13 protein-coding genes are annotated in these 12,853 nt (G+C 45.0%); 11 read left to right on the forward strand and 2 right to left on the reverse strand.

Features of this window, described 5'->3' with window-relative positions; genetic code table 11:
• Positions 1 to 10: 10 nt before the first annotated feature.
• Both MWG26_RS09665 and MWG26_RS09670 read left to right on the forward strand, forming a co-directional pair.
• Entirely contained in the window at positions 11 to 1,711 is a 1,701-nt protein-coding gene (locus tag MWG26_RS09665; protein ID WP_025657756.1) for an alpha-amylase family glycosyl hydrolase, read from the forward strand.
• A gap of 40 nt (positions 1,712 to 1,751) precedes the next feature.
• Positions 1,752 to 2,312: a DUF5662 family protein gene (locus MWG26_RS09670; RefSeq protein ID WP_025657755.1), complete on the forward strand. Its 561-nt coding sequence runs from the start codon at positions 1,752 to 1,754 to the stop codon at positions 2,310 to 2,312.
• Positions 2,313 to 2,523: 211 nt separating this feature from the next.
• On the opposite strand, the gene MWG26_RS09675 is transcribed toward MWG26_RS09670, so the two are convergent.
• A complete protein-coding gene (locus MWG26_RS09675) occupies positions 2,524 to 3,003 on the reverse strand; it encodes an S-ribosylhomocysteine lyase (protein WP_025657754.1) in 480 nt (159 codons plus the stop codon).
• A gap of 273 nt (positions 3,004 to 3,276) precedes the next feature.
• On the opposite strand from MWG26_RS09675, the gene MWG26_RS09680 reads away from it, so the two are divergent.
• The 6 genes from MWG26_RS09680 to MWG26_RS09705 all read left to right on the forward strand — a co-directional run bounded on the left by MWG26_RS09680 (position 3,277) and on the right by MWG26_RS09705 (position 7,176).
• Positions 3,277 to 3,891: a histidine phosphatase family protein gene (locus MWG26_RS09680; RefSeq protein WP_025657753.1), complete on the forward strand. Its 615-nt coding sequence runs from the start codon at positions 3,277 to 3,279 to the stop codon at positions 3,889 to 3,891.
• 414 nt (positions 3,892 to 4,305) lie between these two features.
• Entirely contained in the window at positions 4,306 to 4,905 is a 600-nt protein-coding gene (locus tag MWG26_RS09685; protein WP_025657752.1) for a recombinase family protein, read from the forward strand.
• Between the two features lie 264 nt (positions 4,906 to 5,169).
• Positions 5,170 to 5,403 carry a hypothetical protein gene (locus tag MWG26_RS09690; RefSeq protein ID WP_025657751.1) on the forward strand — a complete coding sequence of 78 codons (234 nt, stop codon included), beginning with the start codon at positions 5,170 to 5,172 and terminating at the stop codon, positions 5,401 to 5,403.
• Between the two features lie 175 nt (positions 5,404 to 5,578).
• Positions 5,579 to 6,136, forward strand: a complete 558-nt coding sequence (locus tag MWG26_RS09695) for a TetR/AcrR family transcriptional regulator (protein WP_025657750.1) — start codon at positions 5,579 to 5,581, stop codon at positions 6,134 to 6,136.
• A gap of 205 nt (positions 6,137 to 6,341) precedes the next feature.
• Positions 6,342 to 6,755, forward strand: a complete 414-nt coding sequence (locus tag MWG26_RS09700; RefSeq protein WP_025657749.1) for a hypothetical protein — start codon at positions 6,342 to 6,344, stop codon at positions 6,753 to 6,755.
• 43 nt (positions 6,756 to 6,798) lie between these two features.
• A complete protein-coding gene (locus tag MWG26_RS09705) occupies positions 6,799 to 7,176 on the forward strand; it encodes an HsmA family protein (RefSeq protein WP_025657748.1) in 378 nt (125 codons plus the stop codon).
• 204 nt (positions 7,177 to 7,380) lie between these two features.
• Here the strand turns inward: MWG26_RS09705 and MWG26_RS09710 are convergent, their stop codons facing one another.
• Positions 7,381 to 9,015, reverse strand: a complete 1,635-nt coding sequence (locus MWG26_RS09710; RefSeq protein ID WP_025657747.1) for an ABC-F family ATP-binding cassette domain-containing protein — start codon at positions 9,013 to 9,015, stop codon at positions 7,381 to 7,383.
• A gap of 165 nt (positions 9,016 to 9,180) precedes the next feature.
• Between MWG26_RS09710 and MWG26_RS09715 the strand changes: the two genes are divergently transcribed.
• The 3 genes from MWG26_RS09715 (at position 9,181) to ppk1 (ending at position 12,840) form a co-directional block, all read left to right on the forward strand.
• The gene (locus tag MWG26_RS09715) at positions 9,181 to 10,038 is read left to right on the forward strand and encodes a patatin-like phospholipase family protein (protein WP_025657746.1); all 858 of its coding nucleotides are present in this window, start codon (positions 9,181 to 9,183) and stop codon (positions 10,036 to 10,038) included.
• Positions 10,039 to 10,121: 83 nt separating this feature from the next.
• Positions 10,122 to 10,526: a secondary thiamine-phosphate synthase enzyme YjbQ gene (locus MWG26_RS09720; RefSeq protein WP_025657745.1), complete on the forward strand. Its 405-nt coding sequence runs from the start codon at positions 10,122 to 10,124 to the stop codon at positions 10,524 to 10,526.
• A gap of 211 nt (positions 10,527 to 10,737) precedes the next feature.
• Complete coding sequence (gene ppk1 / locus MWG26_RS09725) at positions 10,738 to 12,840, forward strand: polyphosphate kinase 1 (RefSeq protein ID WP_025657744.1); 2,103 nt, start codon at positions 10,738 to 10,740, stop codon at positions 12,838 to 12,840.
• The last annotated feature ends 13 nt before the right edge of the window (positions 12,841 to 12,853 follow it).

Below are 12,853 nucleotides of genomic sequence, written 5' to 3' on the forward strand. Positions count from 1 at the left end.
ACCTTAGATTGTGAAAAAAGTACAGGGAAGCCCGCAGCCATTAGGCGTGACAATCGGAACCGAAAGAATGAATTTTGCCGTTTCCGTATCCCCGGGGAAGTTATGTGAGCTGCTGCTGTACCGGGCCGGCAGTGCGGACGTTGAGACAGTATATCCCATGCAGGAAGACCCTGCGATGGGGGAGGTACGCTTTCTTGCACTGGAAGGGCTCAATCCGCAGGAATATGAGTACAATTACCGGATCGGGGGGAAGGTAACTCTGGATCCATATGTGAGGCGCATAACCGGCCACCTCGACTTTGGCCAGAAAGAAGATCTGGAGTCGCATAAAGTGCGGGGCGTCTTTCTGACGGAGAACTTCGAATGGGAAGAGGACAGAAGGCCCTGCATCCCTTATCATGAAGTCATCGCCTACAGTCTCCATATCCGTGGATTTACCATGCACAGCTCTTCAAAGGTAAAGCATAAGGGGACTTATATGGGGGTGATGGAAAAGCTTCCATATCTGCAGGAACTTGGAATCAACCAGGTGCAGTGCATGCCCGTCTACGAGTTTGAAGAGTATGCGGGAAAACGAACTAATTACTGGGGCTATGGCCGGGGCTGCTATTTTGCGCCCAAGGCGGCCTACAGTGCCGCGGGAGATGCTGCCGCAGAGTTAAAAGAAATGGTAAAAGCCTTCCATAAAGCGGGAATAGAGGTTATCCTTGAGATGCCTTTTGAGGAGGGAATTCTGTATCAGACCGCTCTGGAATGCCTGCATTACTATATGCTGGAATACCATGTAGACGGGTTTGTGGTCAATCCCTATCATGTATCATGGGACGGGCTTATGGCTGATCCTCTTTTAAAGGGTGTCAAGATTCTGAAAAAGGAAGAGTGGTTCCAGAATGTGATGCGCCGGTTCCTGAAGGGGGACGAGGGTATGATAGACGATGTGATATGGGCGCTTCGCCGCAACACAAAAGAGGACGGCTGCTGCAACTATATAACCACGCACACCGGATTCACTCTGGCGGATCTTGTATCCTATGATGAGAAGCACAATGAGGCTAACGGTGAACATAACCACGATGGCCCCGCCTATAATTACAGCTGGAACTGCGGAGCAGAGGGACCCAGCAGAAAACGCTCCATTATGGAGCTTCGCAAAAATCAGATAAAAAATGCATTCTTTCTCCTACTGACAGCCCAGGGGACTCCCTGTCTGCTAGCAGGCGATGAATTTGAAAATACCCAGAAGGGAAATAACAATGTATACTGCCAGGACAATGAACTATCCTGGCTGAATTGGAATAGACTAAAGAATAATGATTCCTTATTCCAGTATGTAAAAGCGTTGATTGCTCTTAGAAGGGAACATCCTGTGCTGCACAGGCCGGATGCGCTGCTGGGGCTGGATCAGATCTCGTGCGGTACTCCGGATGTATCTTATCACGGAGAAAATGCATGGCAGGTACCGGCAGATGTCTCAAGCAGACAGCTGGGGGTCTTGTACTGCGCAAGCGGGCAGAACGACAATGATTGTTTTATTGCCTACAATATGCATTGGGTTAAACATACATTTGCCCTGCCGGCACTGCCAAAGAAAAAGAAGTGGTACCGGGTTATGGACACGGCAGAGGGAATACTGGAAAAGCCGCAGCTTCTGGAAAACCAGAAGACGATGGTATTAAAAGAAAGAAGCATCTTGCTTCTGATCGGCAAATAAATACCGGCTGGCAGGAAGACAGGAAGGACGTTAAAGCGGTATGAAAGCAATACGGCATTTTTGTACAATAACCAGACATAAACTATTGGTCATGAAGGAATGCTTTCGGGTGGGCCTGTACTGGCAGGGGCTTCTGCATGACCTTTCCAAATACAGCTGGACAGAATTCAGCGTAGGCTGCAGATACTACCAGGGAAACAGAAGCCCCAACAATGCAGAGCGGGAGGCAAAGGGACTGTCCAAGGCATGGCTGCATCATAAAGGCCGGAATAAGCATCATTATGAATATTGGATTGATTATGGAATAAACGGAGAAAAAGATATGACAGGCATGAAAATGCCGGTCCGCTATGTAGTAGAAATGTTTCTGGACCGCATCGCGGCCTGCAGGATATACAAAGGCAAAGCTTATAAGAAGACCGATCCCCTTGAGTACTTTATGGCGGGGAAGGGACATTATCTGATGCATAAAGAAACTGAGGCGCTGCTGGAAAAACTGTTGGTGATGCTCGCAGAGAAAGGTGAAGAGCCGACCTATCAGTATATCCGTGAGGAAGTGCTTTGCAGAAATAACCGCTTTACAAAATCATGCCGGGAGTAGAGAAAGAAGAACATAAATAAAGTGTAACAAAAAGAACGACAAAAAGCCAGCATATAAACACAGAGGGCAGGGAAGTGCAAGCAGACTACAATTGTACGGAATGCCTTCACCACAGGACGTAGAGGCTGTGGAAAGTTTATTTGCTGGCTGTTATGGTTTGAGTGATATTTATTGTGCATGTTTTTCTGAAGACGTCAAGTGGAATCTAAATTTATTCCGGATAATACATTTGATAATCCTGTATGTCGATAAGTACATTCTGCAGATATTTTTTCGCTACATATTTCGCCATAGGAAGATTCATGTCCAGATAATTGCCGCAGTCCTTGGCTGCTGCGCCTGGCACTTCTCCTTCAAATGCAGATATATAACTAAACATATCCCTGATAAGCCCAACGATATCTTCCGGCTGATATTGTCCTGCCAGAAGCAGATAAAATCCGGTCCGGCATCCCATCGGCCCGAAGTAAAGCACTTTGTCTTTAAAATCAGGATGGTTCCTCAGAAAGGTAGCGCCGATGTGCTCCAATGTATGAACTTCGGCGGTATTCATAACTGGTTCATCGTTTGGGCTGGTCATACGGATATCAAAAGTAGTAATAGGATTTCCGTTTACCTCATCTCTTCTGGAAACATAAAGGCCCGGAACCAATTTTAAATGGTCTATTGAAAAACTTGCAATTTTTTCCATAATAATCTCCTTTTTGTATACCCAGGGGCAACCCACAACCCATGTACTGCGGGCGGATCCACATGCAAGGGATTGGTGACAGAATTCCCTGGGGTATTAAGTTAATTTGATTTCACCAACTATTATAAAGGTATCTGGCAAATAAGACAAGAAGTAAAAGTTGACGAAAGAAAAAGTAATGATTATACTAAATAAGCAGAGAAATATGATTTACGAAAAAGTATCCTGTAAAATATGTTTATTCATAAAAATTATATATCAGGGAGGCAGATAATGAAGTTATATCTTGTTCGCCATGGCGAAACAGCATGGAATAAATTAAAAAAAGTTCAGGGACACTCCGATATTTCGTTGAATGCGTATGGAAGATACCTGGCGGAAGAGACGGCAAAGGGGCTGGGGGATATTCCGTTTGCGGCCGCATATACGAGTCCTTTGTCCAGGGCAAAGGAAACAGCGCAACTAATTCTGGCAGGGAGAAATATCCCTTTATATGAGGATATCCGAATCCAGGAAATGGGATTTGGCGTAGCAGAGGGAATGTGCTGCAGGGGCGAGAACAAAGAGCCAGGCAGCGATGAGTTTAACAAACTTTTTACTGACACGAAGAACTATATAGTGCCTGAAGGAGGGGAATCGATCGGACAACTGGAAGACAGGATCCAGGACTTTCTTCATGAGCTGTATGACAGAAAAGAGTATGAGGATAAAACACTTTTAATTTCCACGCATGGAGCCGCCCTCACAGCAATGCTGAATCTTATAAAAGGACAGAAGGATATTGCAAGATTTTGGGAAAACGGAGTACCTGCGAATTGTTCAGTTACTGAAGTTACAGTACAGAATGGAAGAGCGGAAATCATTGAGGAAGGACGGGTGTATTATTAGAAAAAGGCCAGTCGAGAACCGGAGGGCAGAGAAATGCTAGTACCTCGAATAATTTTATCTTAGCTTAAGAGTCAGTTACTTGATTTACAATGCACCAGTCAGCCGGAGTAATTAAAAAGAAGGACTGCACAGGCAGCCTGGACACACCAGCCGAAGCCGGAAGGCTGCGCGTTCTGGGACCAGGAACAGGTATAATCCGGATTATACTTTTGCCTTTGCTGTCCTCCTTTTGCGTTGTAATATCTTTCTATGAAAACGATACCGCACAAGCCGCCCCGCGTTTTGTGAACGCATTCTGCTCCTCGAAAAGAAACCCACCTAACACCTGTCAAAACACATAATTGGAAAAATATACCAGCATGAGGCGGTGTATAAATATGCGATAATAGTTGTGTCGTAAAAGGAGGGAAAATAATGCACAAAAGCTTTGGTTATGTTAGGGTATCTTCAAAAGACCAGAATGTAGAACGACAGTTGGTTGCAATGGAATCCCTGAAAATACCGGAAAAAAATCTTTACATTGAAAAAATATCCGGAAAAGACTTTGACAGGCCCGAGTATAAAAGACTTTTGAAAAACCTGAAAGAGGAGGACGTGCTCTATGTAAAGTCAATTGACCGCCTGGGCAGAAACTATGAGGATATTATTGAGCAGTGGAGATACATAACAAAGGAGATAGGCGCGGATATTGTGGTGATTGATATGCCGCTTCTGGATACCAGAAAAGGAAAAGATCTGGTGGGAACACTGATTGCCGATATTGTACTGCAGCTGTTGTCATTTGTTGCACAGAGCGAGCGTGAAAGTATCCGCCAGAGGCAGGCTGAAGGCATCGCAGTAGCAAAGGCTCGGGGAGTTCGTTTTGGCAGACGCAGCCTGAAGATACCAAAAGCATTTGAAAAAATCTATTGGCAGTGGAAGCGCAATGAAATCAGCGCCAGAGAGGCCTCAAGAAGGCTGAATGTGGATTTTAAAACTTTTAAGAAGTGGTGCAGCCAGAAAGATGGGATGTAAAAATAAGGCAAATAATGCAGAAAAAGGTAGACTTTATTCTGCATTATTGATAATATAAATTAAAACAGAAATCACAAAATATATATGGAAAATTTAGTCATTTTCCTATAAAAAGTCACCTTTTACGATCTAAAAAGTTATGTAATGCACTTGCAGACCAAAGTCTACCTTTTTCTTCACAAGATGCATCCAACTAATACTATTTTACCAATAATGCAGAATAAAGTCTGCTTTAATCCGCAGTGCCGTAAGGAGGAATGAACTATGACAAGAGAAGAGGGGCTGTTAGAATTTTTGGCGCATCAGGTAGGTGCCAGCTATATTTCTGATTTGCGGAAAGATGATTTTCACAGGGAGCTGATCAATTGTATAGAAAAAATTAAGAGTACTGACTATCCAATAAATGAATGGGTAGATGTTTTAGACTATCTGACAGGAATTAAAAGAAGAATAGAAAGCCCCGAAGAAGGTAAAGAAGCTTTACTCGAAGTGTTATGAACAGCGTAAAGAATGTAAAACAGGTATCCATAAATCCCGGATAGGATTGCGGATACCTGTTTTATCATTTGGGAATAGAATAACAGATCCATACATTCTGCCACTTGACATGTGGCACTCGAAGGAGTATTATTCAAAATGAACTATGTTCAGTTTCGCATAGGAGGTGTTCTAAATGAACTTGACGGCTACATCAGAAGAGGCAATTATCGAAGCCTGTCAGAGAATTGTGAAAGAAAAAGGACTATCAGCCGTCAATATGCGTTCTGTTGCTGCAGAGTGTAATGTAGCGGTCGGCTCGATCTATAATTACTTTCCGTCCAAATCGGATTTGCTATGTGCGGCAATAGAAAGTATTTGGAAGGACATCTTTTATATATCGGGCAGCAATCCCGGGTTTGTATGTTTTGCGGACTGCCTTTCATGGATGTATGAGAGCATGAAAGAAGGTGGACGGAAATATCCAGAGTTTTTTTCCATGCATGCGTTAAGTTTTGCATCAGAGGATAAAGTGAGGGGACGCAGAAGGATGGAGGAATATTTCACCCAATTAAAGGAAAGCCTTCTGGAAATATTAAAGAAAGACTCCAGAGTGAGGGAAGGGGCGTTTAATGAAAGCCTGACGCCGGAACTGTTTACAGACTATATCCTTATGATCTTTTTTTCATCACTGACAGATACTCAGCAAAATAGCGCAGGACTGCTGGAGATCGTGAAGAGATGCCTTTATTAACCCATTGTCTGGAATAAACTGCAGACCTATCCGGCGGAGTTAACGTGCCGGTACACATAGACTTACACATACCCAAAGGGCACCCCGTAACTCATGCCCTGCGGGCGGGTCTGCAGCTTTGCTGCAGAATAAAGTATACCCACTTTCAGAGTGGGAAAATTTTTATCCAAAATGAACGGTGTTCAGATATTTTCGGAGGTTCATCATGAAAGTAAAAAAAGAAAATTTATTGATAATAGCAAGTCTCGTATGGCTTGCGGCGGGATTCAATATTCTTCGTATAGGAATCAAATCCTATTCAGGATATGTTACGATTTTAAACCTGCTCCTTTCTGCCGTCGTTTTTCTTATATTCTGGTTTATGGTCTTTTATAAATTAACAGTGAAACATACCGACAGGATACAGAAATACGAGGAGGAACTACAGTTCTTTTTAAAGTTTTTTGACATCAAATCATTTTGCATCATGGCCTTTATGATGATATTCGGGATATCAATCCGTTCATTTAACCTTGCGCCGGATGTATTTATCGCTGTTTTTTATACAGGACTCGGCACCGCCCTGTTCGGGGCCGGCCTTTTGTTCGGCCGCAACTACTATAAGTATAAACAGCATTAAGAAGCCATGAAAAAAGTTTTGTATCATTCAACCGGAGGTTTATATGTCTAAATTACTGATCGCAGCGATTATTTTTATGACCCTGGCGCTTACATTCTATACAATCGGGGTATTTGGCGAAAAGAAAAAAGGAGTATTGATGAAATGGCACGTCTTAGTATTTTGGATGGGCTTTATCTGCGATACCACAGGAACTACAATCATGGGAAAAATATCAGGTTCCGGCTTTTCATTCAACCTGCATGGGATAACAGGCCTGATTGCCCTTCTTTTAATGGCATTTCATGCCGTCTGGGCGGCATTCATACTTGCAAAAAACAATGAAAAAGCCAAGAGAGTTTTCCATAAGTTCAGTATCATAGTCTGGTCAATCTGGCTGATCCCATATATACTAGGAATGATCATCGGAATGCAGGGATAAAACAACCGTCCACATACAACTGTCCCCGTTCACCTAATTTCTTAACCCAACCCAATCCGCCGCTTCCGCCGCCAATTTCCCCAAAAAGCGGACATCTTACAATCCTGATGCGCCCAGCCTATCTGAGACGGAGAGAGGCATCCCTCTCCCCGTTTCAGATAGGCGTCCCATCATCATACATTAAAATTCCCGCTCAATAAAATTTTAATCATCCTCTTCTGTAGCGACGCTGTATGTCTGCCGTTTTCTAGCCATCTCATCGTTCTCGAGGTACTCATCATAGGTCGTGATCTTATCGATCAGTTTACCGCCCGGTACGATTTCCATGATCCGATTGGCGGTTGTCTGCACAATCTGATGGTCACGGGATGTGAAAAGCAGAACTCCCGGGAATTTAATCATCCCGTTGTTGAGTGCGGTGATTGCCTCCATATCCAGGTGGTTGGTTGGCTCATCTAAGAGCAGGACGTTGGCGCCGGATATCATCATCTTGGACAGCAGGCAGCGAACCTTCTCACCACCGGAAAGGACCCTTAGGCGCTTCACGCCGTCCTCACCGGCAAAGAGCATTCTGCCGAGGAACCCGCGGACATAGGTCACATCTTTGTTCTCGGAATACTGAGTAAGCCATTCGGTGATGGTATAGTCATTATCAAACTCCCCGCCGAAGTCTTTGGGAAAATATGCCTGTGAGGTAGTGATTCCCCATTTATATGTTCCCTCGTCCGGCTCCATTTCCCCGATCAGGATCTTAAACAATACCGTTTTGGCTTGTTCGTTGCTGCCCACAAAGGCAACCTTGTCATCGTGTCCAAGCGTAAAGGTAAGGTTATCCAGTATTTTTTCTCCATCAATGGTCTTGGAAAGTCCCTCTACAGAAAGCACCTCGTTTCCGATCTCACGGTCAGGACGGAAATCGATGTATGGATATTTTCTGCTGGATGGTTTGATCTCATCCAGTTCGATCTTCTCCAAAGCCCTCTTACGCGAGGTTGCCTGCTTGGACTTGGAAGCGTTCGCGCTGAACCGGGAAATAAAATCCTGCAGTTCCTTGATCTTTTCTTCCTTTTTCTTGTTGGCCTCCTTCATCTGGCGGATCAGCAGCTGGCTGGATTCATACCAGAAATCATAGTTGCCGGCGTATAGCTGAATCTTGCCGTAGTCAATATCGGCTATCTGCGTACATACCTTATTCAAAAAGTAACGGTCATGAGAAACGACGATGACCGTGTTGTCAAAGTTGATCAGGAACTCTTCCAGCCATGCGATCGCATCCAGGTCCAGATGGTTGGTAGGCTCGTCCAGAAGCAGGATATCCGGGTTGCCGAATAATGCCTGGGCAAGAAGTACTTTAACCTTTTCTGCACCAGTCAGATCTTTCAGATATTTGTAATGGAGTTCGGTGTCGATGCCGAGGCCGTTCAGGAGGGTGGCTGCGTCTGATTCTGCCTCCCAGCCGTTCATGGTTGCAAATTCCGCCTCCAGTTCACTTGCCCGGATTCCGTCCTCATCCGTAAAATCTTCTTTTGCATAGATGACTTCCTTTTCTTTCATAATTTCATACAAACGCGCATTCCCCATAATTACGGTGTCAAGCACAATAAACTCGTCGTATTTGTAATGATCCTGCTGCAGAAAGGAAAGACGTTCACCCGGTGTGATATTGACCTCGCCTTTGGTAGGTTCCAGCTGACCGGATAAAATCTTTAGAAACGTAGATTTTCCCGCGCCGTTGGCACCAATCATACCGTAGCAGTTTCCTTCTGTAAATTTGATATTGACATCTTCAAACAGCGCTTTTTTACCAACGCGCAAGGTTACATTATTTGCACTGATCATAGCATAATCTCCTTTATATTCATGTTCCTGTAATCCCAACGCTTATATTAACATGAGATGGATGGAAATGGCAAGGTTTCGGGCGGTTTTCACGAAAATTAAAAGTTTGTTGTTTTCGAATAGAGAAAATCGTTATATAATGAGAAAAGAAAGCGAGGAGAATTTATGCAGAAAGCAACATTAGTTTTGGAAGGCGGAGCAACACGCGGAGTATTTTCATCGGGAGTCCTGGATTATCTGATGGAGCAGGAGCTGTATATGTCACATGTGATCGGAGTTTCGGCCGGGGCATGCAATGCAGTGGACTATGTTTCCAAGCAGCCGGGCAGAACCAGGGACTGCATGATACCTACAGATAAAAGCGGCAGTTATTATTATGGTTTCAGGAAGTTTGTCAAAGAGCGCAGCCTGATGAACATGGATTTGATTTTTGACATTTTCCCGAATCAGATCTATCCGTTTGACTATGAGACTTATTTTCAGTCCGAGATAGAGTGCGAACTGGTGGCGACCAACTGTCTGACTGGAAAAGCGGAGTATTTCAAAGAGAAAAGCGAAAAAGAGAGGCTCATGAAGATTTGCCGTGCGTCTTCAAGCATGCCCTTGGTGACGCCGATTGTAAAGATAGACGACGTCCCCTATCTGGACGGAGGGCTTGCGGACAGTGTGCCGTTGAAGCATGCAATGGAACTGGGCAATGACAAGGTCGTGGTCATCCTGACCAGGAATGCGGGCTACAGAAAGAAGAAAATATCTTCCGGGCTGGCAGAGGTATACCGAAGAGCCTACAGATCCTATCCGAACCTGGTAAAGGCAATATTGACCAGAAGTTTTTACTATAACCGTACCATGAACCATCTGGAGACACTGGAGAGACAGGGGAAGATATTTGTGCTGCGTCCGCTTGTGAAGCCGGTAGCCAGGATGGAACGAAACACGGAGACGCTGACCGCGTTTTATGACCATGGATATCAGCTGATGGAACAGGAATACGGCAGGCTGATGGAATATCTTACAAAATAATACACAGCAAAGCAGCATTGCCGGTACATCGAAATCATGTACTGCCACTTAAGCAGACTGTTAAAAGAAAAGGAGGCCGGAATATGAATTTGTTTGAACATCACATTTCTACAAAGAATGCACAGCAGATGACAAAGGTAACCAATATGGTGCGTGAGGATGTGGCCAGGAGCGGAGTGAAGGATGGAATTATAGTTGTATATTCTCCGCATACGACAGCAGGATTTACGATCAATGAGAATGCAGACCCCGATGTTGTGCACGATATGCTTGCCGGATTCGAGGAAGTATTCCCTCTGGAAGCGCCTTTTTACCGCCATGCGGAGGGGAATTCCCATGCGCATATGAAGACAGCCGTGACAGGGGCGTCACAGACATTGATTCTGAATGACGGGGAGATTCTGCTTGGAATTTGGCAGGATTTGTACTTCTGTGAATACGATGGCCCCAGAAACCGTACTTTTTTTGTGAAAATTATGGAAGGATGAGGGCCGGCAGGTCTGCAGTTTTAACAGGGATTTAACAATATTTTATGTAAACAGGATGGAAAGGCACCTCAATGCATGCTAAGATCATCATGGGATTTCAGGTATTTATGCCGGAAAGCGGATGCCCGTTGGGAATCCGGCAGCGCGCTTCAATAAATGAGCGGCTGCCCAGTGCCTTAAGGATATTACTGTGAAAGATGAGGAAGAGAGTATGAGCAGAAAGACATTAGACTATACACAAAACAGAGAGCTGTCCTGGCTGCGTTTTAACCAGCGGGTGCTGGAGGAGGCGCGTGATGATAGTGTGCCTCTTTTAGAGCGGATGAAGTTTGTCGCAATTTTTACGAGCAATCTGGACGAATTTTTTATGATTCGTGTCGGAAGCCTGTATGATATGGCCTCTGTTGATAACAAGACCGTAGACAGCAAATCCGGCATGACAGCGGAGGAACAGCTGGACGCCATATATGCGGCTGTGGCGCCGCTGTATAAAGAGCGGGATAAAACCTATGCGGATATTAAAAAGCAGCTCCATCCGTACGGCGTGTGCGGTCTGGACTTTAAGGAGCTGGATCCCCAGGAAAAGAAATACGTAAAGAAACACTTCAAAGAGCAAGTGCTTCCCGTCCTGTCTCCGCAGATTGTGGATGCAAACCACCCGTTCCCTCATTTGCTGAATAAAGAGATCTATGTGGTGGCGGATCTGAAAATGGATAATAAAAGTATGATGGGGATCGTGCCCGTGCCGCAGTTCATCTCCGATATCCTGTATCTGCCCGGACATGATATCAGATATATCCGGATGGAGAAGGTAATTATGGAATATCTGGATCTGGTATTTGAGCAGTATCAGGTATCAGAAAAAAACTATATCTGTGTAACGCGCAATGCAGATATTTCACCGGATGATGAGGCTTTTGCGGATAACGAAGATTTTCGTTTTATCATGAAGGAAACGCTGCATAAAAGGAAAAGAATGGCGGTTGTGCGCTTGGAAACTGCAGATCCTCTTACAAAAGAGATGGAAAAGTATTTTTGTGACAAGTTTAATATAACCCCATCCTGTGTTTTCCGAACAAAGATGCCTATGAAGCTGGATTATATGTTTGCAATTGCAGAAAAGGTTCCGGTTTCCATGAGGAGGTCGCTGATTGACGAGCCGTTTTCACCGCAGCCGTCCCCTTCCGTATCAGAGGGCAGCGTATTGGCCCAGGTGAAGAAGCGTGATATTTTGCTTTCCTTCCCCTATGAGTCCATGGAGCCGTTTCTCCAGATGATCAAAGAAGCATCCGTGGATCCTAATGTCATGACAATAAAGATTACCATTTACCGGCTGGCTAAGAAAACCCGTCTCGTGGAATATCTTTGTGCGGCGGCCGAGAATGGGAAAGAGGTAACGGCTCTGATTGAACTCAGAGCACGGTTTGACGAGCAGAATAACATCGACTGGTCCGAACGGATGGAGGAGGCCGGATGCCGTGTTATTTACGGTTTTGAAGGCTACAAGGTTCATTCCAAAATCTGCCTGATTACTTACAGGAATAAGAACGAGATCAAATACATTACCCAGATTGGAACCGGCAATTATAACGAGAAGACCGCAAAGATGTACACAGACTATACTTTGCTTACATCCAGCCAGTCTATCGGGGAGGATGCGGCGGTATTTTTTAAGAATATGTCCATAGGGAACCTGGACGGCGCCTATCAGCACCTGATTGTGTCGCCGACCAGCCTGAAGCCAAAGGTGCTGATGCTGATGGATGAGGAGATCCAAAAAGGCACTGAAGGCAGGATTATTATGAAGATGAATTCCGTAACGGATATGAATTTTATAAATAAAGCGGCGGAAGCCTCCAGGGCGGGGGTTAAGATTGATCTGCTCGTGCGCGGAATCTGCTGTATCCTTCCGGGAATTCCGGGGGAGACGGAGAACCTCACAGTGACCAGCATTGTGGGAAGATTTCTGGAACATCCACGGGTGTTTGTGTTTGGAAGCGGTGCTTCGCAGAAGGTATATATTGGCTCTGCGGATATGATGACCCGCAATACGGAAAAGCGGGTGGAGGTTGCCTGCCCGATCTATGACGAGGCCATTAGGCGGCGTCTGGTCCGGGGCCTGAATATCATGCTGGCTGATAATGTAAAAGCAAGAGTGATGCAAAGCGACGGAACCTATAAAAAGAAAGAGCAGACAGAGAAAAGAATCAGCGCCCAGGAGGTATTTATGAAAGAAGCGCTGCATACTAAGCGCCATGAAAAACCGGTCGAAAAGCCATCATTCCTGCGGCGTCTTAGAAAATTATTTCGCTGAGAACGGAGGAGGC

Origin of the sequence: Faecalicatena contorta (assembly GCF_022835095.1) — a bacterium.
Lineage (GTDB): Bacteria > Bacillota > Clostridia > Lachnospirales > Lachnospiraceae > Faecalicatena > Faecalicatena contorta.

Coding starts and splice junctions, on each gene's coding strand:
- MWG26_RS09670 (WP_025657755.1), top strand. CDS start 1,752: ATGAAAGCAATACGGCATTTTTGTACAATAACCAGACATAAACTATTG.
- MWG26_RS09675 (WP_025657754.1), bottom strand. CDS start 3,003: ATGGAAAAAATTGCAAGTTTTTCAATAGACCATTTAAAATTGGTTCCG.
- MWG26_RS09680 (WP_025657753.1), top strand. CDS start 3,277: ATGAAGTTATATCTTGTTCGCCATGGCGAAACAGCATGGAATAAATTA.
- MWG26_RS09685 (WP_025657752.1), top strand. CDS start 4,306: ATGCACAAAAGCTTTGGTTATGTTAGGGTATCTTCAAAAGACCAGAAT.
- MWG26_RS09690 (WP_025657751.1), top strand. CDS start 5,170: ATGACAAGAGAAGAGGGGCTGTTAGAATTTTTGGCGCATCAGGTAGGT.
- MWG26_RS09695 (WP_025657750.1), top strand. CDS start 5,579: ATGAACTTGACGGCTACATCAGAAGAGGCAATTATCGAAGCCTGTCAG.
- MWG26_RS09700 (WP_025657749.1), top strand. CDS start 6,342: ATGAAAGTAAAAAAAGAAAATTTATTGATAATAGCAAGTCTCGTATGG.
- MWG26_RS09705 (WP_025657748.1), top strand. CDS start 6,799: ATGTCTAAATTACTGATCGCAGCGATTATTTTTATGACCCTGGCGCTT.
- MWG26_RS09710 (WP_025657747.1), bottom strand. CDS start 9,015: ATGATCAGTGCAAATAATGTAACCTTGCGCGTTGGTAAAAAAGCGCTG.
- MWG26_RS09715 (WP_025657746.1), top strand. CDS start 9,181: ATGCAGAAAGCAACATTAGTTTTGGAAGGCGGAGCAACACGCGGAGTA.
- MWG26_RS09720 (WP_025657745.1), top strand. CDS start 10,122: ATGAATTTGTTTGAACATCACATTTCTACAAAGAATGCACAGCAGATG.
- ppk1 (WP_025657744.1), top strand. CDS start 10,738: ATGAGCAGAAAGACATTAGACTATACACAAAACAGAGAGCTGTCCTGG.